Source organism: Cupriavidus metallidurans CH34 (assembly GCF_000196015.1).
GTDB classification, from domain to species: domain Bacteria; phylum Pseudomonadota; class Gammaproteobacteria; order Burkholderiales; family Burkholderiaceae; genus Cupriavidus; species Cupriavidus metallidurans.
Window position 1 is genome coordinate 2,130,624 of record NC_007974.2, and the last position, 26,197, is coordinate 2,156,820.

Below are 26,197 nucleotides of genomic sequence, written 5' to 3' on the forward strand. Positions count from 1 at the left end.
CAGTCAGGCTCGTATTTGTCGGGATACACGGGTCTGCACACTTGGCCAACGCCCCCATAACCAGGCCGGCACAAATTCGATTGGGACAATCAAAGAGGAAAACATGAAGAACAGCCGATTTCGCGCGAGCGTCGTGACGCTCGTCTCCGCCGCGGTGCTCTCCCAGTTCGGCGCGGCCTATGCCCAGGACGCGCGGAAGGACGCCACTAGCGCGACAAAGGCCGCCAACCAGAAGCTCCTCAGCGAATTGCCTTTCTCGGATCGTTCCGATTTCGATGACGCGCACCGCGGCTTTGTCGCACCACTGCCGAACACGGTGATCAAGGGGTCGTCGGGTAACGCCATCTGGAACCCGAACCAGTACGCCTTTATCAAGGAAGGTTCCCAGGCACCGGGCACGGTCAACCCGAGCCTCTGGCGTCAGGCTCAACTGATCAACATCAGCGGCCTGTTCCAGGTGACCGATGGCATCTATCAGGTTCGGAATCAGGACCTGTCGAACATGACCATCATCGAGGGCAAGGAAGGCATCACGGTGGTCGACCCCCTCGTCTCGGAAGAAACAGCCAAGGTCGCAATCGATCTCTACTATGCCAATCGTGGCCGCAAGCCCGTGAAGGCGGTGATCTACACACACAGCCACGTTGACCACTATGGCGGCGTGCGTGGCGTGATCAGCCAGGACGACGTCACCTCCGGGAAGGTCAAGATCTACGCGCCTGAGGGCTTCCTGGAAGCCGCGGTGGCGGAGAACGTGATGGCCGGCAATGCCATGAGCCGCCGCGCCAGCTACATGTACGGCAATCTGCTGCCCGCCGATGAAAAGGGCCAGGTCGGCGCCGGTCTCGGCACCACGACCTCGGCCGGCACCGTCACGCTGTTGTCTCCGACGGACACGATCACCAAGACCGGTGAAAAGCGCGTCATCGACGGCCTGACCTACGAGTTCCTGATGGCTCCTGGCTCGGAAGCTCCGGCCGAGATGCTGTGGTACATCGAGGAAAAGCGCGCGATCTCCGCAGCCGAGGATTGCACACACACGCTGCACAACACGTATTCGCTGCGCGGCGCCAAGATCCGCGAGCCGCTGCCCTGGTCGAAGTACCTGAATCAGGCGCTGACCATGTGGGGCGCCAAGGCAGATGTCATGTTCGCCCAGCACCACTGGCCGAGTTTCGGCCAGAAGAACGTGGTACACCTGCTGCGCCAGCAGCGCGACCTGTATCGCTACATCAATGACGAGACGCTGCGCCTGGCCAACCAGGGCGAGACGATGGTCGAGATCGCGGACAAGTTCAAGCTGCCGCCCGATCTCGCCAACATGTGGGCCAACCGTGGCTACTACGGCTCAGTCAGCCACGACGTGAAGGCTACCTACGTCCTTTACCTCGGCTGGTTCAATGGCAACCCCGCCACGCTGGACGAACTGACGCCGGTGGAAGCCAGCAAGCGCTACGTCGAGTTCATGGGCGGCGCCAATGCCGTGCTGTCGAAGGCCAAGCAGGCGTACGACAAGGGTGAGTATCGCTGGGTGGCCCAGGTGGTCAATCACGTGGTGTTTGCCGACCCGTCGAACAAGGCGGCCAAGAACCTCCAGGCCGACGCGCTCGAGCAACTGGGCTACCAGGCCGAATCCGGCCCGTGGCGCAACTTCTACCTGACCGGTGCCAAGGAATTGCGCGAAGGCGTGAAGAAGCTGCCCACGCCGAACACCGCGAGCGGCGATACGGTGAAGGCCATGACGCCGGAGATGTTCTTCGACTATCTCAGCGTTCGCGTGAACCGCGCCAAGGCGGCCAATGCGAAGATCGCGCTGAATGTCGACTTCGGCAAGGAAGGCGGCAAGTATCTGCTCGAACTTGAGAACGGCGTGCTCAACCACACGGCAGGCGTTGAATCCGCAAACGCTGATGCCTCCGTGGCAATGTCACGCGACACGCTGAACGGCATCATCCTGCAACAGACGAAGCTGGCCGACGCGATCAAGAACGGATCGGCGAAGGTCACTGGCAATCAGGCCAAGCTCGACGAACTGGTGAGCTACCTCGACAACTTCGAGTTCTGGTTCAATATCGTCACGCCGTAATGCAAAAAAGGCCCCGGCGCTTGCCTAAAGCGCCGGGGCCTTTTGCCGCGCGTTAGTCTCAAACGCGGCGGCTACATGCGGAAATCCGCCGCCATGTCTTCGTCACTGCGGGCTTCGATCTTGCCCGTCCGACACGCGAGCTTGAACGCCTCGTAGTCCTTCAGATTCTGAGTGGCGCAGGCGAACGAGTATTCGGTGATCGCATCGGCGAACCGCTCCCCGCTGCCCAGGTAGGCCGCGATCTCCACTGCCTTCCCGCTTGCCTTTGCGTGCGCGCGCGCCAGCGCCCAACCGCAGAAGCGCGCATATCCCTGCAGTACTCCGTTGCTCATGCGTTCGACGTCGGCCGATACCTTCATGTCGCGTAACTGACGGAAATAGAACTGCCGATTGGCCGGGCCAGACGTCCAGCCAAGGAACGCATCGCTGGCCGCCTGCAGCAGGCGCTGACCCGAAACGACACGCTGACCCTGATGCGCCGGACCTTCGGCGTCATAGTGAAGCGCGATCACGGAGTCCCTCGCTTCCTTGACCTGCAGGAACAGCGGCTGCTCGTGGCTATCCACCATCAACAGCACCAGGCAGAAGGTACCCACACTGCCAACACCTACCACCTTGAAGGCAACGTCCTGCAGGGAAAAGTGATCGATCAGTGCGCGTCGCTCCGAGGGAAGCGTTTTCAGATACCCGTCGAACGCGCGGGCCAGCTTGCCTCGCCACGCCTCGGTGTTGGACCATTGGTCGTGCTCACCAAGCAGCGAAGTGGGGCCACTGGGATGAAAGATCGCCGGCGGCGCGTCCTGAATCCACCATTGGCCGTCACGCTGCGCGGCCATCTTGTTCAACATGCTTTCGTTGGTCCGCCCTGCGGCCTTCTCCTTCGCCTTGAGAATCGTTCGACGGCCCTCTTCGCTCGTCGCGGCTTCGAGCATGCGTTCGAACGAGACAATCTCGTTCCAGAGATCCAGCGCGCTATACCCGGCGTATTCCTCCATGCGATCGCGGTATTCGTGCACAGCCGTCGCCACGATGTCGCTGACGGTGTCCCGGGCGATACCCATATGCTCGCCAGCAATGGCCAGGCTTCCGGCAAGGCGCTTGACGTCCCACTCCCAGGGGCCCACGGCCACTTCGTCAAAATCGTTCAGATCGAAGACAAGCTGCCGCTCCGGCGTAGCGAAGCCCCCGAAGTTCATCAGGTGCGCGTCGCCGCAGATTGGGAATGCGATGCCTGCATTTGCCGTGGCGGCAAGATCGTGCGCCTGGAGAATCGCGCTGCCACGAAAGAACGTGAATGGCGACACCGACATGCGCCCATAGCGCAGCGGCACCAGCGCCTCCACGCGCCCCGCGCTGTTCTGCTCCAGCAACGCCACCGGATCACGGTCGGTGTTGCCGATCTCGGCATTCGATGATCGCTTTGCGCGGCTGCGTGCTTCACGTCCGATCGCCTGCCGTTCTGCCAGGGTGCGGATGTCTGCCATTTTCGGGCCTCCTGTAGGTGGGATGCGGAACGCTGCTGCGTGAATGGATCGGATGCCAGCCTTCCGAACGCAAGGCTGGGCATACGGAGGAAATCTAGTGTATGGCAACTGTCGTTCATGCTGTGTGCGCATCGCCACTCAATGTATCCCGCTTTCCACTTGCGAGACACCGGACATCATGGCGCGCCAGGCATTGCCCTGAAGGGTAATTGATTGCACCGACTACCTATGGCTACTGGCCCGGCTTGGGACCATCGAGCCAGCAGTGCCACCGCAGCTTCTGACACGTCCGTCATTGCCACGCCATTTTTCCGGACGCGCTTGAAGCAACGCATGACCATCGACTGAATCCTTTTCATACGCACAAGAGAAGATTCACTTCATAAGGCAACCGGCTTCAGCGATAGTCTGATGTCGACTGCCGGCGACATTGCACTTCTCACGCGTACGCCATCTGGCCTATAACGTTGAGGGTGTCCTTGCGCCACCAGCCGTGTTTCATTCGCCACGCAGCCAACGCCGCGGGCGCCACTGAATCAGGGGATTGCAATGAGCAAGCTGATCGGGACGATCAAGCACGAATTCATGGAGATGCTGCCGCCGACGATCTATTTCTTCGTCATCCTTCATATCGTCGCGATCATCCGGGCACTCATGGTCAAGGGAACTGGCATCGAGCTGGAGACCACTGCGTCCGTGGCACTGGCTGCCCTGATCCTCGGCAAGGCCGTGTTGCTGGCCGACATGCTCCCGTTCATCAACCGGTTCCCGGAAAAGCCGTTGATCTGGAATGTTGGATGGAAGACAGTGATGTACAGCCTGGTAGCCCTGTTCATTCATTATCTGGAGCGCCTTTACGATTTCTGGAAGGAGGCGCCCGGCTTTGCCGCAGCCAACAAGCTGCTGGTCTCCGAGATCAACTGGCCGCGGTTCTGGGCAATACAGATTCTGCTGCTGACGCTGGTGCTCATGTACTGCACCCTCGCCGAGATGGCGCGTGCGATTGGTCGCGAAAAATTCAAGCGGGCGTTCTTCGGGCCGCTCCCGGACAACCTGGCCAATCGGTCCGTCAACGAAGGCTGATCATCACACTCACCGCGTTGCCGCGCTGATCCCACTTCGTCCCATGCATCGCGATCGTGTTATCTGCCGCCCCCGCCTCGCACGTGCACCGCAATCGCCGCGCGCCAACGCCGCAGCGTGGATTCCGCATACCTGCGCGGTTGAACCGTTACGGGATTCCATGCAGCCAGCGACCTCGTCCGATCTGGTGGCTCGGACGATCCATGAGTACTGCAGTCAGCCAAACCCGTTCTTCCACGGTCGCCAATGGCGGCCGTCTCAGCAAGCCATGCCCACCACCGGAATCCGGCGAAGGCATCCATATCCAAGGGGGTTCGCTATGAATCGTGCATTGTGTATTGCCGCGCTGGCCATTTCGCTGGGCGCGTGCAGCAGTCCGGCCCCGCAGGCCACCTCATCGCCCGCGCCAGACACCCAGACGGCTGCCAAGGCGCCGCCGCCCGAAAGCAAGCCTGACGCCAACGCAGTGAACGCCGATGCCATCCAGGCCTTGAAGGACATGGGTGGATATCTGCAGACGCTGAAGCAGTTCTCCGTCAAGATCGACCTCGATGGCGAACGCGTGCTTGAAGACGGACAGAAGCTACAGCATTCGGCCAGTGCCCGCGTCGATGCCGATCGACCCGACAAGATGCGTGTGCAGATGCGAAGTGCACGGGCACAGCGTGACCTGTACTACGACGGGCATAAGGTTGCGCTCTATTACCCGGAAAGCAACTACTACAGCACGGTCGACTCGAGCGACAACCTGAGCAACCTCGTGGTCAAACTGCGGGAGCGCTTCGGCATCGAGGTACCGGTTGACGACCTGTTCCTGTGGGGCACGCCGAATGCACCAACGAACGGCATCACATCCGCCATGGTCGCGGGACAGGACTTGATCGACGGCCAGCTGTGCGACCAGTACGCATTCCGTCAGGGCATGATCGACTGGCAGATCTGGATCGCCTCCGGTAACCAGCCACTGCCGCGAAAGATCGTGGTCACAAACCGGAGCGATGAAGCGCGGCCGCAATCCGTGACGTGGTTGACCTGGAACCTGAAGCCGAAGTTCACAGCTTCCACCTTCCATTTCACGCCGCCCAAGGGAGCGAAAGTCGCCGAGTTCGTCCCCCTCAAGAATCAATGAAGGAGCCACCAATGAAACACTCTCTCAATCAGGCGATCGTAGCGCTGCTGGGTGCAGTCATCGTGGTGGCAAGTGGATGGGCACCCGTTGCCGAAGCACGCGGCGGTGGCGGTGGTGGTGGATTTCACGGAGGCGGAGGTGGGGGCGGCGGTGGACGGGGTGGTGGTGGCGCGGCAATGAACGCGCAGGCAAACAGGCCGGCAGACGCACGCGCCAACAACGTCCGCAGCACCAGCGTGAACAGTGTCAACACCAACCGGAACGTCAACGTCAACACCAACCGGAACGTCAACGTCAACGTTGAAAACCACGGCGGTTGCTGCGGCGGCGGCTGGGACAACGACTATCACCCGGTGGCAACCGCGGCGGCAGTCACGGCGACCGTGGCGGTGACCTCTGCCGTCATCGGCTCCGTCGTACGGTCCGTTCCGCCAAGCTGTGCGCCAGTCAATTACGGCGGCATGGTCTACCAGCAGTGTGGCACCACGTGGTATCAACCGCAGGGATCACAGTACGTGGTGGTGAACGCGCCGTACTGATGGAAACCTGAGCAGTTTCTCCGCCGCATCGCATTCGCAGGCCGATGACGTTGCGGCTCGGTCCAAAGCGGAAACTGACGGCCGCATGAGCCGGTGCATGTCGCGGATCCCGCGACATGCACCGCAAGACGTTCATTCGAGGCGCTCGCCCCGGATGGTATGGATCTTCATGGTGACCCTGTGCAGCGACGGGTAGCCCTTCCGGGACCCGGTCCGGGAATCTGCCTTCCAGGACCGGTCCTTCTTTTCCCCACACCACGCGCGAATGCACTCACGTCTGGCCGCTGACATCGTCAAAAATTGACGACTCGAAATTTCCCGCGATATCGAAGGTTCTAAAGCGGCGCTCTCAAAGAATTCAACCCGAACCGAGGACGCAACTCTTATATTGAGTTGAATTGAATTACTCCCGTTCCGCTTGCAGGCTGCGCAACGCATGACCGCTTCTGCCTGCGACGCATGAGAAAGCACGCCTCGCGATGAAACCGGAAGCCGCCCTCAAATTCCAGCCATCGAGCCGCACCCTGGCACTGGAGCCTCGCCTGCTATACGACGCCGCTGCTGGTGCCGCTGTCGAGCAGCAGCACTTGCAACAACAGGCCCAGCCAGACGCAGCCAGGACTGCCCCGACCGACGCACACGCCCCGGCGCCCGATAGTCATGCGGCAACCCAGCAGTTGCTGGTGATCGATGCCCGCATCAATGGCGCCAACGAACTTGCGCAAAGCGCCACGCCGGGAACGCGTGTCGTCGTGGTGGCTGCGGGCCAGGACGGCGTAGCGGCGATCCAGGCCGCGCTGGAACAACTCGGACAAGTCAGTTCGATCCAGATTCTCGGCCACGGCAATCCCGGCGAGATCACGCTGGGCACCAGCCAGCTCACCGCCGCATCCGCTGACACCAACCGCACCGCCGAGTGGGCGAGCCACCTGAGCGCGGGCGCGGACATTCTGCTTTACGGTTGCCGCAGTGGTGCGGGCGACAGCGGCGAAGCGCTGATCCAGCGCCTTGCCGCCGTAACTGGCGCCGACGTGGCCGCCTCGACCAATGACACAGGTTCGGCTGCCGCCGGCGGTGACTGGACGCTTGAAAAGAGCACCGGCCCGATCGAGAGCCACCTCGATATCAATGCCGACGAACTGGCCCACTACAACGGGCTGCTGGCCAATGCCAGCCCCACCACAACGCTCGGCAGCAGTGGCGAGACCATCTTGCTCGGGGGCACCGCCACTTTCGAGGTGACCTTTACCAACCCGTCCAGCCAGCCGGGCTATGCGCCCTATATCGACGTATTGCTGCCGGCCACGGGCTATGACGGCGACGACGGCGCGACATTCGTTTCGGCCACCTACCAGGGCATCGCACTCAACGCGCAAATCATCACATTCGGGGCGGACGGTACCGCCGTTCATCCGATCGCCAAGGACGCCAGCGGCAACCCGCTGATTCTTCGCGCCGCCGATTACGGTTACCGCGCCGGCGACCAGCTCGTCGTGCTGGAGTTGCCTTACGCCAGCTTCGGCAACGGCCAGCCCTCCGCCACGGTCGACCTCACGGTCAAGCTGAGCGAACTGGCCGATGCCAACCAGCCACACGTGATCAGTGTGCGTGGCGGCTTCCAGTACGGGAACGACGCGCTCGACAATCCGACGCAGGACCCGACGCTGATCGAAGCGTCATGGGACACGTACACCCTGGAATCGACGCCACTGGAGATCACCCAGACGGTCGACATGGTCGAAGGCGAGACCGTGACCGGGCAAAACTTCCCCCACTCGCTTACGGTCACGACCACGCCGGCTCCCGGCCAGACGCTGCACAATGTCCAAGTCACGCAGGACCTGCCCGACACGATTCGCGTGGAGAGCATCACGCCCGGCGCGGGCGGACTCGTGTTGTCGATCACGCTGGCGGACGGCACCGTCGTCACCGGCCAGACGGCGATTGCCAACGCCCTGGCAGGCGGCGCGTACCTGCGCTCGTACACAGTCGTGTATCCGACGCTGACGCAGGCAACAAACACGGTTGTGGGCTTCTACGTGGGCGATACGGACAGCACCGGCACACCGATCCTGGACCCGATCAGCGGCGCCAGCAAGACGATCACCGTGGGAGCGCCCCATGTATCGGCGGACTGGCAGCCACTCGATCCACGTGACGTGCCGCAGACGCCGCCGCCCTTCGTGGTCGTGACCGACGATGGCGACCCGGTCACCTTCACGGCCAAATCGATCACGTTGCACAAGTCGGCCGCGCTGGCTAACGACACCGGCGTGGCGGGCGTGTCGCCTGGCGACACGCTGCAGTTCCGCTACGACATCGCAGTATCCGACTACTTCGCGTTCGGTCAGACCCTGCTGCACAACGGCCAGCTAACCGTCACCGATCACCTCGGCGACGGCATGACGTTCAGCGGCACGCCGGTGATCACCTTCCGCCAGAATGGTGTCACCTATACCGTGCCCCTGGTCTACACCATTGGCGCCAAGGGACCCGGTGGAACGACCATCACCTTCGACCTTGCCACGTCGATCCGAAACGCGGGGCTGCCCATTGCAATCCTGGCCGGCGACCTTTCTGGCGACAGCACGCTCCAGTCGGGAACCATCGCCACGGTAATTTACAACGCCGTGATCGACGAGGCCTACCAGACCACCTATCCGCAGAGCGAGATCAACGAGGGCGACAGCCTTGGCAACAACGCCCTGATCACCGGCACGGTGGTGATCGGGCCGTTCAACCTCGGCGGCACCGATACCGACGACTCGCAGACCACGGTCACCGTTCCCACCAGCCAGGTCGACGTTGCCGTCACGCAGATCAACGGCACCACGCCGCCGGCCAGCTACGACCTGCATCCGGGCGATACCGTGACGTTCCGGCTCAGCTATGACCTCGTGACTGGCGATTACGAGAACTTCAAGCTCTCGGCATTCCTGCCGCTGCCGCTGTTCGACGCCGCCGTGGCCTGGAGCAACGGCACCGGCATCAATCAATGGAGCTATGGCAGCGGCGACACCCACCCGGGTAGCGTGCTGAGCGTCAGCGGTGGCGCGGGCAATTCCGTCGTCTTCAACTTCGGCAACTTCATCCTGAGTGGCAGCGCGGCCGGGCAGAACCGCATCGAGTTGGTTTTCACCATGCGCGTGAGCGACCAGCCGTTTGCCGACCAGCGTTCGATCAGCGTGGTGGGGCAATCGAGCCAGACCACCACGATCACCCAGCAGGTGCTGGTCAGTACGGATGTCGAGGAAGTGCATTCGGTGGCCGAACCCGTGCTCAGCATCAAGCACGGCGTCGTGTCGAGTACTCATGGCACCGTTACGGGCACCACCGGTACTTGGGCAGCCGCTGGCAGCGCTGGCGCGGCCTTCACACAACCCATGACCGATATCAACGCAGTGGAAGGCACCGTCACCGGCATTGACGCCGGCGACGTAGTCCGTCTGGCCACGGCGATAGAGAACACCGGCGGTGGCGGCGCCTACGACGTCGTCACCACGCTGACGCTGCCGCCCAACCTGACATTCCTGAACGGCAGCCTTGCGGCAGCAAACCTGCGCATCAGCCGCGGCGACGGCACGCTGCTGCAGGCTGGCGTCGATTACTCGGTATCGGGCAACACCATCACCTTCCTCGATGCCGGCAACCAGGCCACGTTCCTGTCCGGCCGCCCCGGCAGCGCCAATGACGTCGCCGGCACGAACATGGTGATCATCACCTATGACACCGTGGTAACCCAGTCGGTGCTGGCCGGACAAAACCTGCAGACGGTAGCCGCGTTGACCAACTACGCGAGCATCAATGGCGGGACCGATTTCACGCCCACCGATCTGACCGACACCGCGGATGAACTGGCTGCATTGCCGGTGGTCACGAAGGTTTTCGCTGGTGGCGGCAGCACACCGGCGGAAAGCGATTCCAGCGCCAGCCACACCACCGGCGCCAATCTGGTGATCGGCGAAAGCATGCTGTACGACATCGTGGTGACGCTGCCGGAGGGCTCGACGCAGAACCTTCGCCTGACCGATATCGTGCCCGACGGCCTGACGCTCGACACCAGCTTTGGCAACGGCGGCTATCAACTCATCATCACGCGGGCCGGAAGCGCCGCGCTTGCCGCCGACTTTGCCGGATCGGTCAACGTGGCCAGCATCAGCCCCGTCGGTGGGGCGGCCGGCGCGGACGGCACCGACATGCAGCTGACGTTCAGCGCCAGCTCGGCCATTGGCGACAACAACACTGCCAACAACAGCTTCGTCATCCGCGTGCGGCTGGTGGCCAGCAACGTAATCGGCAACCAGGCCGGACGGCAGCTCGCCAACAACGCCGCCATCACGTTCACCGATCCGGACGGCGACGTGCCCAATGGCGCCACCGGCGTGGATCGCGGAATCGCACTCACCGGCACGCAGCCCACGGTAACGATTGTCGAGCCGACGCTGACCGTCAGGCAGGACGTCACTTCCACTGGCACGATCGCCGGTGTGGACCGCGGCGACCAGATGACCTACACCATCACGTTGAGGAACGGCACATCGTCCAGCGACTTCAACGCCTACGACGTGTGGTTCGTCGATAACCTGCCCGAAGAACTCATCAATGTGCAGATCACCGGCGTCACGCTGTCGGGCGGCGCAACGATCTCGGGGCCCGGCGACTTCGTGATCGTCAATGGCGTGCTGCAAAGCGCGCCAGGCACCAAGCTCGACATTCCGCGCGGCGGCGCCGTCGCCATCCAGTTCACCGGCACGCTGAGCATTCTCACAGGCCTGTCCGGCACGGTGGACAACCAGGTCAATGTCACGTGGACCAGCCTGGACGGCGCCAACACCGGCGAGCGCACCGGCACGGATGGCGTGCTCAACAGCGGCGTCCTCAACGACTATCAGATCAACAACGTCAATGCCACGCGCGTGGCAGCCGGCTCTTCCATCAGCCACGTTGGTGGCGACCCCGATACCCCGCTCGGCCCCACCGTGGTCGATCAGGAAGACGTGGCCGTGGGTGAGATCATTCACTACCGGGTGGCATTCGTGGTACCGGAAGGCGTCGTGCTGGACGGCTCGGTACAGATCTACCTGCCTGAAGGGCTGACGTTTCTCAACGACGGTTCCGCCGCCATCAGCTTTATCTCCGACCCGAACAGCAGCGGCACGCCCGGCCTGACGACCACGCTGGGCAACCTGGCCGTCGGCGGCACCCTCTATCTCAATGGCGGCGTCACCAGCTCGGGCCAGACCTTGTTGCAGGCGGATCTCGGTGGCCAGCTACGGGCCCAGGGCATCGTCAACACGTCGCTGATCGACACCTCGAACGGGCGTGTGATCGTCCTGCCACTGGGTTCGCTCGTGAACCTGAACCAGGACCCCGACTTCGAGGGCTTCTACTTCGAGTTCAACGTGCGCGTGGACAACACCGCGAATGTGGCCGCCGGCGCGCTGCTTCCGGTGCACGCCGACTTCCTGAGCGAAGGCCAGTTGCGCACCAGCACCGCACAGGTGGTCGAGCGCGTGGTGGAGCCGCGTATCGTCGATCTGGACAAGTCCGTCGTGGCTTTCGATCCCGGCGTTGGCAGCGCATTCGGCCAGGCCACCTACAGCGTCAGTTTCAGCAACTCCGGCACAACCGCCGCGCACGACGTGGTACTGACCGACAGCCTGCCGCCCGGCGGCCAGGCGCTCACGGTGCAAGGCGTTGTTGTGAATGGTGTGACATACAGTCCTGGCGCCCTGCCCCCGGGATTCACACTGACCAACACCGGCACCCAGGTCACGCTGAACATCGACTATATGCCCCAGGGTGGCAAGGTTTCGCTGATCTACTCGGCGAGCCTGCCGAACAACACACTTCTGGCCGATACGGCGGCTACCGTTACCTATACCAGCCTGTCGAACGCCTTCACCACGTTCGGCGGCTCGAACGTCGGGCCGGCAGGCAGTGCCACCGGAGAGCGCACCGGCAGCCTGGTGGGGCCCAACAACTACCAGGACAGCGATGCGGCCGGCGTGAGCTATGTATCGGGCACGCTCTGGAACGATACGGATTCCGCTACGAGCAGCTCGGCGCCGGACGGCCCAGCCATTGCGAGGCAAACCGTCACGCTCACCTGGGGCGGTGCGGACAACAACCTCGACACCACGGCCGACAACCAGACCTGGACCACGACCACCGACGCCAACGGCTTCTACAGTTTCGGCGTCCTGGGGCGCGGTGTATTCCGGATCGACGCGCCACCGACCATCGTGCTGGCAACGCCCACCGGCACCGTGAATGCCCGCATCGACAGCGATCCCTCCAGCCCGCTCGCGCGCGTGCAGTTCTCGGGCGGTGACAGTGGCGCGGCGGTGGCCGGCAACGTCGGTTACGTGGAACGCAACGACCCGCCGATCAACATCCTGCCGGCTTCGCCATCGACCCTCGAAGATAACGCGCTGCCTATCGTGGGCCTTGCGGTCAGCGACCCCGACGCCGGCAACGGCATTATCCGGGTCACCCTGAGCGTGCTGCACGGCACACTGACGCTCACCCCCGGGGCCACGACGGTCGTCGCCGGCGCGCTGGGCACGGCCACGTTCACGCTGGAGGGCAGCCAGACCGATATCAGCGCGGCACTCGCCACGCTGCTCTACACGCCCTCGCTGAACTACAACGGCAACGAAACGCTGACCATCCGCACCGACGACCTTGGCCAGCGCGGCGATGCCAATGGAGACGGCATCCCGTTCGATCCGGTGCTGGACAACCTCACCGCCATCAATACCCTGACCATCACGGTCATTCCGGTGAATGACCCACCGCAGGCCAATCCGGATACCGCATTTGCAACCGAGGCTGGCGGCACCGCCAACGGCACGCCAGGCGTCAACCCGTCCGGCAACGTGCTCACCAACGACACCGACGTGGACATTGCCACGAATGGCGATGTGCTGAAGGTCGAGCGCATCGCCTTCGGCGCAAACAGTTCGGCGGTAACGAGTACGGCATCGACCGTGATTGCCGGTCTCTTCGGCACCCTGCGCATCGGCGCGAACGGCGCTTTCCAGTATGTGGTGGACAACAACAACGCCACGGTGCAGGCGCTGCGACTGTCGACCGACACGCTGACCGAGGTCTTCACCTACACCATCAGCGACCTTGCCGGTGTCCAGAGCACCACCACGCTGACCGTGACCATCCGTGGCGCCAATGATGCGCCGGTGGCCGGCGACGATACCGGCGACGCCACCGAGGCGGGTGGTGCGGCCAATGGCACGCCCGGTTCCGACGCCAGCGGCAACGTGCTGCTCAACGATGGCGATATCGATACCGGAGACAGCCTCACGGTGACCCGGGTGCGCACCGGCACCGAGGCGGCGGGCGGCCCGGCTTCCGTGGTTCCCCCGGGCACCACGTCCACGAACGGCGGGCTGCCCATCGCCGGTCTGTACGGCACCCTGGTGATTGGCGCCGATGGCAGCTACGTCTATCGCATCGACAACAACAATGCGCAGGTGCAGGCGCTGAATGTGGGCGACACGCTGCAAGAAGTGTTCACTTACGCAGTGACCGATGCGGGCGGTCTGAACGACACCGCCGCACTGACCATCACGATCCACGGCGCGAACGACAATCCCGTGGCGGTCGACAACGAGGCCCAGGGCTACACCGCGCGCCAACCGACGGCCAGCAACCCGGCGGGCGGCACACCGATCAACCCGGCTGGCAATGTCATCACCGACGAGCACGACCCCTCATCCATTGGCCAGGTGGACAGCGATGTCGACGATCCCGTCTCCAGCCTGGTGGTAAGCCAGATCCGCTCAGCTGGCGGCAGCGACACCCCGGTGAGCGCCGGTGGCACGACCCTGCCCGCCACTTACGGCACGCTGGTGATCCACGCCGACGGCAGCTACACGTACCTGATCGACAACACCAATGCCGCGCTGATCGCCCTCGGCCCCAACGACACGGTGACCGACAGCTTCGTCTACACACTGCTGGACCCGCACGGCGGAACGTCGACCGCCAACCTGAACATCATTATTCACGGTGTCAACGATGCGCCAGTGGCACTGGACGTCACGGCCACCGCGAAGGAAGCCGGTGGCGTCAATAACACCACGCCGGGCACCAAAGCAACCGGCGACGCCACGGTCAACGACATCGATCCGGATGGCGACGCGATCTCGGTGATCAAGATCGCATTCGGCAGCACAACGCTGGATATACCCGTCGGTGGTTCGATCGACATCGCCGGCGCCTACGGCACGCTGAACATCAACGACCATGGCGTTTTCACCTACACGGTCAATGACAGCCTGACCGCTGTCCAGGCACTGCGGCGCAGCACCGACGTGCTGATCGACACGTTCACATACACGGACAGCGACGGCACCCTGACCGCCCAGGCCAAAATCCGGATTCGCATTACCGGACAGAACGACAATCCGATCGGCGTCGACGATACCGCGGTCGCACGCGAAGCGGGTGGTATCGACAACAACACACCCGGCATCAATCCCTCCGATAACGTGCTGACCAACGACACCGACGTTGATCAGTATGGCGAAACCAAGACCGTGGCCGGCGCACGCGCCGGTGACAAGAGCGCAGGCGCCGTGGCCGATAGCGGCACGAACTTCATGCTGGTGACAGGCCAGTACGGCACCCTGCTGATACGCGCGGACGGCACCTACGTCTACCTGGTGGACAACAGCAACCCGATCGTCAACGCGCTGAACGTCGGCGAGTCGCGGCAGGACGTGTTCACCTACAAGGTGCGGGATGCCGCTGGCGCGACCGATCTGGCGCAGCTCACCATCACCATCAACGGCGCCAACGATGCACCTGTTGCTGCCAGCCAGCGCGCCGATGCCATCGAGGCCGGTGGTACGCTGAACGGTACGCCGGGCGTGGACCCCGGCGGCAACCTGCTGCTGGGTCTGTACGATCCCGATACGGGCGACACCGCCGCAGTCACCGCGTTCCGCACTGGCGCCGTCAACGACAACGGCGGCACGGTGGGCACGCTCGGCACCTACCTGCAAGGGCGTTATGGCGTCTTGTTGGTGAATGCCGACGGCACCTACCAGTACGTGGTGGACAACAACAACCCGGTGGTGGAACGGCTGCGCACCAACTTCGATACGCTGACCGACGTCTTCACCTTCACGGTCACGGATGCCGGCGGTCTGAGCAACGCCGCCGAGCTGCACGTCACCATCCACGGGCGCGACGACGCGCCGGTCGCCAAGCCGGACACGGGTGAGGCAATCGAAGCAGGCGGCACGTTCAACGGCACGCCCGGCAAGCCAGCCACGGGCAACGTGCTGATCAACGACGCCGATGTGGACGCGGGCGACACCAAGGCCGTCAGCGCCTTCCAGACTGCGGCAGGTGTCGGGGGTACCGTGGGTGCAAGCCTGACCGGGCTGTATGGCTCGCTCACACTGTCGGCCAATGGCGACTACGTCTACAACATCAACGATGCGCTGACCGCCGTGCAGGCCCTAAAACCGGGCGACACGCTGACCGAGACGTTCACCTACACCGTACGCGATACGGCCGGGCTGACCAGTACCGCCACGCTGACGATCAACATCCGGGGGCGATACGACGCACCCGTTGCCGTTGACGATGCCGCGGACGCCACCCCTGCCACCTCCGATACCCCACCAGTGGACGCCACCGGCAACGTGGTGACCAACGACAAGGATGTGGACGCCAACGATAGCCGGACCGTCACCGGCATCCGATCCGGCGCCGAAAGCACCGGCGCGACGCTGCAGGACATGTCGGGCAAGGTGCGTATCAACGGTCTCTACGGCTGGCTCGACATCGATCCGACCGGGCAGTTCCAGTACCACGCCGACGAAACCAATACCATCGTGGCGGCACTGGCGCCGGGACAAACGCTGGTGGAGCGCTTCACCTACCGCCTGGCGGACGGCGGCGGCCTGACCGACACCGCCGAGTTGGCCATCACGATCCACGGCATCAACGACCGGCCGGTCGCCTCCGACGTGATCACGCTGGCGCGCGAGGCAGGCGGCGTGGCCAATGGCACGGTGGGACGCAACCCGAGCGGCGTCGCCACCTTCAACGACGTCGACCCGGAAGGTGGGCCCCTGACCATCGTCGCCCTGCGTACCGGGACCGAGAACGGCAAAGGGACCAGCGGCATCGTGGGCGTCCCGCTGCGCGGGCAGTACGGCACCCTGGTGATGGGTGCGGACGGTCGCTTTACCTATACCGTCGATAACAACCTGCCCGAAATCCAGGCGCTGCGGATGTTGCTCGACGGGCTGGTAGACACCTTCACCTACACGGTCAGCGACGACCACGGCGCCACGGATCAGGCCACGCTGCGCGTACTGATCCTTGGCCAGAACGACAACCCGGTGGCGCATGACGATGCCGGCAACGCCATCGAAGCCGGTGGCCAACACAACGCCACGCCAGGCGCGGATGCCACGGGCAATGTGCTCGACAACGACACCGATGTCGACCAGTATGGCGAGACCAAGGCCGTCACCGCCATCAATGGCCCGCTTGGCGCGGGCGCGGTGGCGGGTACCACGGCGGGCCGCTACGGCACGCTGACGGTACAGGCCGATGGGAGCTACCGGTACGTGATCGATAACGACAACGCCGCGGTGCAGGCGTTGCGCACGTCGGACGAAACGCTGACGGAGACCTTCGTCTACGTAGTGGCCGACCGCGCGGGCGCCACGGCCACGGCAACGCTGACCATCACGATTCACGGCCAGAACGACGCACCCGTGGCGCGTGACGACAGCAACAACGTCGACAATATCCACGGGCAGCCGATCACCAGCGGCAACGTGCTGCCGAACGACGCCGACGTCGACACCGGCGACCAGCTCACCGTGGTTGGCATCCGGCCCGGCGCGAAGGACGCGGGCGGCGCATCAACGCCGCCCGGCACGCGCATTGCCGGAAGCTACGGCTACCTGCAGATCAATGCCGACGGCAGCTATACCTACGAAATCGACCTGACCAATCCGGCCGTGCAGGCCGCGGCCGGGCGCGGCAGCATCCTCAAGGATGTCTTCACCTACACGATCGCCGACCGCGCGGGCGCGACGGATTCTGCGCAACTGGTCATCTCGCTCAATATCGACGCGCCTTACGTGCCGCCGCCAAGCCCCGGCGACCACGAGTACTTCCTGCACGACGAATGGCACCGGGACCGGTTCGGCACCACCCTCGGCGTCGATCCGGTGGTGTACGTCACGCCCGAGGTGCGGAGCATCTTCCCAGTTCACCAGCGCAACGACAGCCTGCTGCGCGGCGAGAACCTGGACATGGTGACGCCGCCGCATATCCAGTCGCCCTCGCTGGCGGCAGGTCTCGGGATGACGTCGGGAGAGTTCCTGCGGCCCGCGTTGCGGCAACTCGAAGCGATCGTGCAGTTCGAAGCGGAACGCACGGCCGGGCGGCACGGCATCGTGTCGCTGTCCGCCGATGGGCTGCTGCGCGATCCGTCGGTCTTCGCGCTCAAGGGCATCGAGGCCCGCCCCGAGAAGGTGGCCCCTTCGGACGGCAAGCATGACAAGCGCGGCAAGGCCACGAAACCGCACCCGGGCCGCCATGCCTCGCCACTCACGGAACCTGCGCGCCCCGCAGCCTCCTTCACCGATCAAATCCGCCAACTGGCGTCGCGGCCCAGCACGGTGGCCGCCCTGTCCCACGCCAACAACAGCACCAACGAAGATGCGAAAAAGTAGCCAGCCCCTAGCCATCGCACTTGCTGCCACGCTGCTGACCACCGCCTGCTCCACAGCGCCTAGCGTGCCCCAGCCCTACTCGAAGGAGGAAGTACGCCAGCGCGTGGAAGAAGATCGGCGCGGCATGTACAGCGACCAGGAACCCGTCACCCGCCCGATCACGTTCTACGAAGCCGCCGCGCGCGCGCTCAAGTACAACCTCGACTATCGCCTCAAGCTGATGGAGAGCACGTTGTCGCGGCAGCTTGTGGACGTGACCAAGCACGACATGCTGCCGAAGCTCGTGGCATCCGCTGGCTACACGCATCGGTCGAACGACTCGGGAGGTGTCTCGGTGGGGATCCAGGACGGTCAGATCAGCCTGCGGCCCTCCACCTCCGAACAGCGTTACCACCGTCTGGCCGATCTCGACCTGACGTGGAGCACGCTGGATTTCCTGGTGGCCTACGAACGGACCCAGCAAAAGGCCGATCAGGTGCTGATGGCCGAGGAGCGCCGTCGCAAGGTCGTGCAGAACGTGCTGCAGGATGTCCGCAATGCCTACTGGCGCGCGCTTGGCGCGCAACGTCTGATCGGCCAGGTCGACGCATTGCTGAACAAGGTTCGCCAGGGTCTGAAGGCCGCGCAGGAAGCCGACGAAAAGGGCCTGCTGCCGCGCCAGCAGGCGCTGGCCTATCAGCGCGCGCTGCTCGATGCCGTCAGCCTGCTGTCGGCGCGGCGTCAGGACCTGGAACTGGCGCGCGCGGAACTGGCCGCCCTGATGTCGCTGCCGCCGGACCAGCCTTTCACGCTTGCCGACGAGGCCGAGCAGCGCATGCCGAACGATCGGTTTGACGTCGCCGGGTTGGAACAGATGGCGCTCGAAAGCCGGCCGGAGATCATGGAAGAGTGGTACCGCAAGCGCGTCACCGACAACGACATCAAGATCGCCAAGGCCGAACTGTGGCCCAGCCTGTCCGTCGACCTGGGCGGCCACTACGACTCGAACGCCTACCTCTACAACAACGCGTGGTCCGCGATCGGCCTGCGCCTGTCGTACAACATCTTCAACCTGCTCAAGATCCCCGTGCTCAACGAGGCGCAGGACAGCCAGAACAAGGTAGGCGACCTGCGCCGCATGTCGCTGTCCATGGCCGTGCTCACGCAGGTGCGCGTGGCGCTGCAACGCTACCACCTGGCACTCGAGCAGCTCGATTTCGCCGAGGAAAGCCTGCAGGTTGACAACCGCCTGCGCAGATTCGCCGAGGCCAGCGCCCAGGTATCGGCCGACTCGAGACTCGAGTTCATCCGTGCCGATGCGCGCATGTTGCTGGCGCAATACCAGCGCTACGCCGCCTACTCGGAGGCGCAGGCCGCCTGGGGACGTCTCTACAACTCGGTTGGCCTCGACGTCATGCCGGACGCGATCGCCAGCCATGACGTCCCGACCCTCGCATCGGAGATCGAACAGACCATGCAGGGCTGGCAACAGAAGCTCTACCCAAGCGCCGTCGATAGCAAATCATGAGCAACGCATCATCTCGCTTTTCGTTCCGTCTTTCCGGTCTTTCCGGTCTTTCCGGTCTTTCCGGGCTTGCTGGTCTCGCCGTTGTCTCGGCCGCCCTGTTCCCAGGCGTAGCAGTCGGCGCCAACGATCCGTCGCCGCCCAGCCGGGCCGTTGACCCCGGCGCCATTCGGGTGCTGCTCAGCGCGGACCCCGAAACAACGATGGCCGCCACGATGAATGGCACGGTCCAGAGCCTGGGCGTCACCCTCGGTCAGACCATTACCAAAGGACGGCCGCTGGTGCAGATGGACTGCGCCGAGCCGCGCGCGCGGCTGGGCATGGCCGATGCCGAACTGGCCGGCGCGCGCGAAACGCTCACGGCCAAGTCCGCGCTGCGCAAGCTCGACGCAGTGGGCGACATGGAGCTCAACCTCGCCAAGTCAGCCGCCGACCGGGCCTCCGCCGCTGTAGCACTGGCGCGCACACAGGTGGCCTACTGCACGGTAGCCGCGCCGTTCTCGGGCAGGGTGGCCCGCGTCTATGTGCGTCCGCATGAAAGCGTCAACGCCGGCGCGCCGCTGCTCGACCTGGTCAGCGATGGACCGCTCAAGTTGCGCCTGAACGTGCCATCGCGGATGCTGCGCGACCTGCGCATTGGCAGCCAGTTCAACGTCAACGTCACCGAGACAGGCAAAAGCTACACGGCCAAGGTGTCGGCCATCAACGCCAGGGTGGATGCCGTGGAGCAGTCGATCGAGATCGAGGGTCGCCTGACGGCGCCAGCGGCGGAGCTGCTGCCTGGCATGAGCGGCGTGGCCCAGTTCCAGCAGACGAAGTAACGCCCATGCAGATGCCGACGCAAAGCGATGTCGTGCTGTTGCTGCAGCTTGCCGAGCTGGAAAGCCTGGCGCGCCAGGCGGATAGCGTGCAACAGCTCACCTTCCACATTGCCAATGACGCCCATCCGCTGCTGCGCTATCGCCAGGCGCTGGTGTTCGATGTCAGACCGCCAGCGTGGCACCTGCTCAATATCTCGGGGCTCGTGTCGATCGATGAGCAGTCCCCTTACGTGGTGTGGCTCGGGCATGCGCGCAAGTGGCTACGCGAGCGGCTGGAGTCCGGCGAGCCACAGTGGATCACGCAGGAGGATGCCGCCCTCGCCAGCGATGTCGTACGTAGCGGCTGGGAGGAATGGTGGCCGAATGGCGCATGGGCGCTGCCACTGCGCAGTCGCGCGGGACAGGTACAGGGCTGGGTGGTGTTCCTGCTCGACGAAGTGCCCGGCGCGGGCGCGGGCATCGCCATGTCGCGGCTTACGCAGGCCTGGGGCTATCACTGGGAGATGCTGGCTCGCCGCGAGCGCGATGTCTCCTGGCTGTGGGGCAGTCGAACGCGCCGTATTGCGATCGCGGCTGCGGTGCTGATTCTGCTGATGCCGGTGCGGCAAAGCGCGCTGGCACCAGCCGAAGTGACGTCGCTAGACCTGCAGATGGTGAGCGCGCCCATCGAAGGCGTGGTCAAGGAAGTGCATGTGCGGCCCAACCAGACCGTCAAAGCCGGTCAGCCGCTCTTTTCGCTCGACGACACCACGCTCAGCCATCGCCTGGAGGTGGCCTCGCAGGCCGTGGCGGTGGCCGACGCGGAACTGCTGGCAGCGCGTCAGAATGCTTTCCGCAGCGACGACAGCAAGGCGCAGCTGACCACCTTGCAGAGCCGTGCCGAAGAACGCCGGGCCGAGCTGGAATCGATCCGCTCGCAGTTGCAGCGCCAGACCGTTGTGGCGCCGCGCGACGGTGTCGCGGTGTTCGCCGATATCAACGACTGGCTCGGCAAGCCGGTGGTGACCGGCGAGCGCATCATGCAACTGGCCAATCCGGATCGGCCGGCCATGCTGATCCACCTGCCGGTGGCCGATGCGCTCACGCTCGACGTGGGCGCGCCGGTCAGCCTGTTCCTCACGGTGCGCCCGCTGCAACCGCTCTCCGGCAAGCTGATCGAAACCAGTTACCAGGCGGCGCTCACGCCCGACGGCGTGCCGAGCTACCGGCTGCGTGCCGATATCGAGAACGGCGATCCGCAACACGCCCGCATCGGCCTGAAGGGAACCGCGCGCATCAAGGGCGGCTGGTCGGTACTGGCTTACGAGATCCTGCGCCGGCCGCTGGCGACCTTGCGCGCGTGGACGGGCATCTGACATGCAGGCCAGCCCCGACCAACTGCCGCTGCCGCTGCTGCGAGAGGACTTGCGCCTGTTCCCCGGCGCCCCGCATACCGACGGCAGCCCGGCGTGGATCATCGAAGACCCCGTACGCAACCGCCATTTCCGGATCGGCTGGCTCGAGTTCGAATGCCTGCAGCGCTGGCACATGACGCCGCGCGCCATCGCGGAGCAGGTGCGCGCCAGCACGCCGCTCGAGGCGCAAAGCGAGCAGGTGCTCGGCTTTGCCGCATTCCTGCAGGGCAATGCGCTGCTGCGGCCATCGCCCGGACGCAGCCAGGAGATGGCCACCACCCGCCAGCCACGTGAATGGCTGAGCTGGCGCTGGTGGCTGCACCACTACCTGTTTTTCCGCATTCCGCTGTTGCGGCCGACCTACCGCATCCAGTCGCTGTACCGGCATCTGCAGTGGCTGTTCCAGCCGGCCACGGCATGGATCGTACTGGGGCTCACATTGCTGGGGGTCGTGCTGACCTTGCGGCAATGGGACACCTTCCGGCATACGCTGTTCGAATCGATCTCGCTGGAAGGCGCGGTGGGCTTCGCATGCGCCGTGGTCGTTGCCAAGACGCTGCATGAACTCGGTCATGCGCTGGTCGCGACCCACTTCGGTGTCAGAGTGGGACACATGGGCGTGGCGTTTCTCGTGATGTGGCCCATGCTCTATACGGACACCAGCGAGTCCTGGCGGCTGACCAACGCGCGGCAGCGGCTGGCCATTGCCAGCGCGGGCATCGTCACCGAACTGATCATTGGCGGTCTGGCCACGCTGGGCTGGGCGCTGCTGGCGCCCGGCCCATTGCGCCAGGCGTGCTTCTACCTGGCCACCACCAGCTGGGTGCTGTCGCTGGCGCTCAATGCCAGCCCGTTCATGCGTTTCGATGGCTACTTCATTCTGTCCGATCTGCTCGACCTGCCGAACCTGCACGAGCGGGCGGGCGCGCTGGCGCGCACGGCGCTGCGGCGTCTGCTGCTGGGCTGGCCAGACCCGTGGCCAGAGCCGCTGCCCGCGACGCTTCGCAACCGGCTGATCGCCTTTGCCTGGGTCACGTGGTGCTACCGGCTGACCGTATTCCTCGGCATCGCACTGGTGGTCTATCACCTCTTCTTCAAGGCGTTGGGCGTTGCGCTCTTTCTGGTCGAAATCGTGTTCTTTATCGCGCTGCCGTGCTGGCGGGAGCTCCGCGTGTGGTTCCGGCGGCGGGCGGAGACCACGCGCCCGCGCCGCCGGTTGCTGTGGGGCGCGCTGGCCGCGCTGCTGATCGTGCTGGCGATTCCCTGGCCAACCGGCTTGCGGGCGCCGGCGCTCGCGCACAGCGCGCGCCAATGGACCGCATACGCACCGGCGCCAGCGCAACTGGTATCCACCACGCCCCCGGGCCACGTGCGCGCCGGCAGTGCCCTGATCCAATTGCGTCAGCCGGAACTTGTGAGCGAGGCAATGGCGGCGCAGGCCAGCATCAATGGCAACGATGCGCGGCTGACGGGCCTGCTCGAACTGCGCCGTGGTATCGAGCAACAAGCCGCCACGCTCGAAGAACTGCAGCAGAGTCTGGCGCGCGCGCGCGCCGTCCACGCGGAAGAACGCCGACTGCTGCTTGCGGCGCCGTTCGATGGCGCATGGGTGGACGTACCGGATGACATTCGCGCCGATACCTGGGTGGGCTCCAAACAGGTACTGGGCCGGCTGATCGACCCGGCGCACTGGATGGTGGATGCCTTCGTCGACGAAAGCGATGTGCAGTATCTGCGCATTGGGGCCCGCGCCTGCTTTTTCCCCGATGCGCGTCCGGCTCGCCACTGCGGCGTGATACGGGCCATCGCGCCGTCGCGCAGCGCGCAGATTCCGGCGGCGCAACTCACCACACCCCACGGCGGGCCCATCGCCGCCGTCGACAAGCAAGGCGCGCTGATTCCGGACGCCGCACTCTATCTCGTCCAGATCGACCTGGCCGCGCCGCCGCCATCACTGGTCGAGCTGCGCGGCAACGTTCTTCTGGCCGGCGAGCCTCGCAGCCGACTGGCGGACTGGATGCGTAACATCTACAGCGTCGTGATTCGCGAGAGTGGGTTCTAGGTGCCGGGGACCAAGGCGGCGCCGAAAATTGCGAAGGTGGCGAACACGGTGCGACGTCCCGCTCAACGCCGGGATGCGTTCTCCGCCGAGATCCAGTTCAGGAACAGGTCCCGTGCCGGGTGCAGGTAGTCGCCAATCGGCTGCGTGCGGCCGTTGGCGTACCAGTGACAGTACGCGCCGTGGAAGATGGCCACCAGCAGGCGGGCGGCGTCGGGAGAAAGCGGGCGCTCCGGCGTGCCCAACGCCTCTACCAGCACGCGGACATGGCCGTTCCACCCTTCGCGGATATGTTCGCGCACGGACTGGGGGGTGTTGGCGGAGAACAGCAGCGCCATCACCACCCCCTTGGTTTCCGGATTGCGCGTGAAATAGTCGGCCACCCGGTCAAAGATCTCGTCGACGCGCTCGGCCAGCGGCCTTCCCTCCAGATCGTCGGGACGCAGCGCAAGCTCGATTTCCTGGAACAGACTGATCGCCGCCTCGGCAAGCAGCATTTCCTTGCTGCCGAAATGCCAAAGCAGGCTGCTCTTGGCCACGCCGACCTGGGCAGAGATCTGATCGAGCGTCACTTCGCTATAGCCGTGCTCGGAAATCAATGACTTCGTGAGCGCAATGACGCGATTGCGGGTCTCGAGGCCCCGGCGGTATTTCGTTGTCCCATTCGGAATGGCGACAACGTCGCCCGTCTCGTTTGCACTCATCGACTTCACCCATTCAGCTTGCCGCAAATTGTAGCAGCGGCGTCATATCGGTCCTCCGGACTTGCCCTAGGTTTCCCCTTCCTGGCTTGACACCGATCCGCCCCAACTCCGACACTTCAAATTGTACTGACTGTTCAGTTTATTTTTAAGGGGTTTCTAGTGCCCGATACTCCACAAACAACAAGAGAATCCACGCGTGACGGGATGGAGCGTCTGTTCCAAGCGCAGCGGTCAGCCTTTGCCGCCGCGCCCTACCCGGCGCTGGCCGACAGAAAGCAGGGCCTGCGGCGCTTGCGCGATGCAGTTCGCAAGCACGCCGACAGCCTGGCGCAGGCGGCGGACCGGGACTTCGGCGGACGCGCCCATGCCGAGACGATGATGGTCGACGTGCTGCCGTCCGTGCTGCACATCAACCACCTGCTTGGCGGGCTACGCCGGTGGATGCGACCGTCGCGCAGGAGTGTCGAACTGTTGTTCCTCGGGAACAGCGCCAAGGTGGTGTATCAACCCAAGGGCGTGGTTGGCATCGTGGTGCCCTGGAACTTCCCCGTCTATCTGGCGCTCGGGCCACTGGCCACCGCGCTGGCGGCAGGCAACCGATGCCTGATCAAGACCTCGGAGTTCGCGCCCCGGACCTCTGCCGCGCTGCGCGCCTTGCTTGCTGAGGCGTTCACCGAGGACGAAGTCGCCATCGTCGAAGGCGACGCCGACGTGGCACGCCAGTTCACCGGCCTACCGTTCGATCATCTGGTGTTCACGGGTTCGCCCGAGGTCGGCCGCCACGTGATGCGTGCCGCCGCCGAACACCTGACGCCCGTCACGCTCGAACTCGGTGGCAAATCGCCTGCCATCGTGTCGTCCAGCGCGAACCTGGCAACCGCGGCACGGCGCATCGCCCACGGCAAAACGGTCAACGCCGGTCAGATCTGCGTGGCGCCGGACTACGCCCTGGTGCCAGAGGCGCTCGCCGCCCGTTTTGCCACGGAAGTGCTGAACGCATCCGCAGCGCTGTTCCCGGCGGATCGCGACGACTACGCAAGCATCATTCATGACCGCGCCCACCAGCGCATGAACGATCTGCTCGATGACGCGCGTGCCCACGGCGCGCAGGTCATGCGCTCGGCCATGCCCGAGGATGGACGCCGCGTGCCACTGCACGTGGTACTCGGCGTAACGCCCCGGATGCGCATCGCGCGCGAAGAAATCTTCGGCCCGATCCTGCCGGTCTTCACCTATCGCGCATTCGAGGACGTCGTGACGCACATACGCGGCGGCACGCGCCCGCTCGCCATGTACTACTTCGGCGACGACAAGGCCGAATCCACCACCCTGCTGCAACGCACGCACGCGGGCGGCGTCACGCTGAACGACTGGGGCTGGCACGTGCTGAATCACGACCTGCCGTTCGGTGGCACCGGCACGTCCGGCATGGGCAACTATCACGGCGCCGAGGGCTTCCGCGAGCTATCGCACGCCAAGGCCGTGTTCTCCGAGCGGAAGTGGTTCCCGATCGAATTGTTTCATCCGCCCTACGGCACGTTCATCCAGCGCCTGACGCTGCGGATGTTCCTGGGGCGGCCTACCGCAGCGCCCCCCGTGCAAACCGAAGCCTCGCCAGTGACGGCATCCCAAGACTAATTCCCAAGTTCCCAAGAACAACAT

12 protein-coding genes are annotated in these 26,197 nt (G+C 64.5%); 10 read left to right on the forward strand and 2 right to left on the reverse strand.

Annotation, left to right across the window (positions count from 1 at the left end; translation table 11 throughout):
• Positions 1-103 precede the first annotated feature (103 nt).
• Positions 104-2,086 (forward strand): alkyl/aryl-sulfatase, encoded by a 1,983-nt coding sequence (locus RMET_RS27630; RefSeq protein WP_011519809.1) that lies wholly within the window; start codon positions 104-106, stop codon positions 2,084-2,086.
• Between the two features lie 71 nt (positions 2,087-2,157).
• On the opposite strand, the gene RMET_RS27635 is transcribed toward RMET_RS27630, so the two are convergent.
• Complete coding sequence (locus RMET_RS27635; RefSeq protein ID WP_011519810.1) at positions 2,158-3,570, reverse strand: DUF2252 domain-containing protein; 1,413 nt, start codon at positions 3,568-3,570, stop codon at positions 2,158-2,160.
• A gap of 549 nt (positions 3,571-4,119) precedes the next feature.
• Here RMET_RS27635 and RMET_RS27640 point away from each other — a divergent pair.
• The 8 genes from RMET_RS27640 to RMET_RS27675 all read left to right on the forward strand — a co-directional run bounded on the left by RMET_RS27640 (position 4,120) and on the right by RMET_RS27675 (position 23,834).
• A complete protein-coding gene (locus tag RMET_RS27640; RefSeq protein WP_011519811.1) occupies positions 4,120-4,653 on the forward strand; it encodes a hypothetical protein in 534 nt (177 codons plus the stop codon).
• Positions 4,654-4,972: 319 nt separating this feature from the next.
• Complete coding sequence (locus RMET_RS27645; protein WP_029309715.1) at positions 4,973-5,782, forward strand: DUF2092 domain-containing protein; 810 nt, start codon at positions 4,973-4,975, stop codon at positions 5,780-5,782.
• A gap of 11 nt (positions 5,783-5,793) precedes the next feature.
• A complete protein-coding gene (locus RMET_RS34035; RefSeq protein ID WP_011519813.1) occupies positions 5,794-6,321 on the forward strand; it encodes a hypothetical protein in 528 nt (175 codons plus the stop codon).
• 479 nt (positions 6,322-6,800) lie between these two features.
• On the forward strand, positions 6,801-18,053 hold the full coding sequence (locus RMET_RS27655) for a VCBS domain-containing protein (RefSeq protein WP_080710324.1): 11,253 nt from the start codon (positions 6,801-6,803) through the stop codon (positions 18,051-18,053).
• Positions 18,040-19,560, forward strand: coding sequence for a TolC family protein (locus RMET_RS27660; protein WP_011519815.1), 1,521 nt, complete (start codon positions 18,040-18,042; stop codon positions 19,558-19,560). The genes RMET_RS27655 and RMET_RS27660 overlap by 14 nt, the downstream gene beginning before the upstream one ends.
• The gene (locus RMET_RS27665; protein ID WP_011519816.1) at positions 19,557-20,378 is read left to right on the forward strand and encodes an efflux RND transporter periplasmic adaptor subunit; all 822 of its coding nucleotides are present in this window, start codon (positions 19,557-19,559) and stop codon (positions 20,376-20,378) included. The genes RMET_RS27660 and RMET_RS27665 overlap by 4 nt, the downstream gene beginning before the upstream one ends.
• 5 nt (positions 20,379-20,383) lie before the next feature.
• Positions 20,384-21,733 carry an efflux RND transporter periplasmic adaptor subunit gene (locus RMET_RS27670; protein WP_011519817.1) on the forward strand — a complete coding sequence of 450 codons (1,350 nt, stop codon included), beginning with the start codon at positions 20,384-20,386 and terminating at the stop codon, positions 21,731-21,733.
• A gap of 1 nt (position 21,734) precedes the next feature.
• The gene (locus tag RMET_RS27675) at positions 21,735-23,834 is read left to right on the forward strand and encodes a site-2 protease family protein (RefSeq protein ID WP_011519818.1); all 2,100 of its coding nucleotides are present in this window, start codon (positions 21,735-21,737) and stop codon (positions 23,832-23,834) included.
• A gap of 62 nt (positions 23,835-23,896) precedes the next feature.
• Here RMET_RS27675 and RMET_RS27680 read toward each other — a convergent pair whose 3' ends face one another.
• Positions 23,897-24,535 (reverse strand): TetR/AcrR family transcriptional regulator, encoded by a 639-nt coding sequence (locus tag RMET_RS27680; protein WP_011519819.1) that lies wholly within the window; start codon positions 24,533-24,535, stop codon positions 23,897-23,899.
• A gap of 159 nt (positions 24,536-24,694) precedes the next feature.
• Between RMET_RS27680 and RMET_RS27685 the strand changes: the two genes are divergently transcribed.
• Entirely contained in the window at positions 24,695-26,173 is a 1,479-nt protein-coding gene (locus RMET_RS27685) for a coniferyl aldehyde dehydrogenase (RefSeq protein ID WP_029309717.1), read from the forward strand.
• The last annotated feature ends 24 nt before the right edge of the window (positions 26,174-26,197 follow it).